The 538-nt window shown below is 40.7% G+C and carries 1 protein-coding gene; it reads right to left on the bottom strand.

Translation table 11 applies throughout. The features are described 5' to 3' along the window. The coding region (locus RF637_RS13885; protein WP_368845136.1) for a hypothetical protein at positions 1–281 on the bottom strand (281 nt) is incomplete at its 3' end. Positions 282–538: the final 257 nt, after the last annotated feature.

Here is a 538-nt window from a genome sequence, read left to right as displayed (position 1 = left end):
CCATCGTTCTCTGATGCGAATACGGTGGCATATACCACTTTGTTTCCATCGTAGGTTATCGAAAGTGTCGGGTTCGCATATCTGTCAAACTGCATCATATCCTCATTTCGAGGAGCTTTCTTAACATTACAACTATATGACAATCCGTCTTGTGCCCATTTGTCGTGTAATGTTATCTTTATTACATTATTATACTCAAAAAATAATAGCTCAATATCCGTCGGAACTACATACTCTCGCATTATTTTCATGCACAGGTATTTGTAGTAGTTTGTTGGCACATTGGTAGTGTTACCAAAAGCACGCAAACGGGTTATTACTTTCTGATTGGTGTCGGAAGTGCGAGTTATCGACAACAACCCACGGCCTATGCCACAACTGAACACATGGTCTATATTATTTGACGTAGTGCCTATCGTGACTGTCCTGCCGCGGATAATGAAATTTGTCTTGAAAGTGGTGTTTACAAGCAACAGCGCGTCCCATACTGACTGATTGCTGATACTTATATTTATGTCCTTGCGAGAATCTTCATAGG

Origin of the sequence: Kocuria sp. CPCC 204721, from assembly GCF_040980945.1 — a bacterium.
GTDB classification, from domain to species: Bacteria; Actinomycetota; Actinomycetes; order Actinomycetales; family Micrococcaceae; genus Kocuria; species Kocuria marina.
Note: the sequence above shows the minus strand (reverse complement) of the source record. Positions and strands in the feature narration are given on the sequence as shown.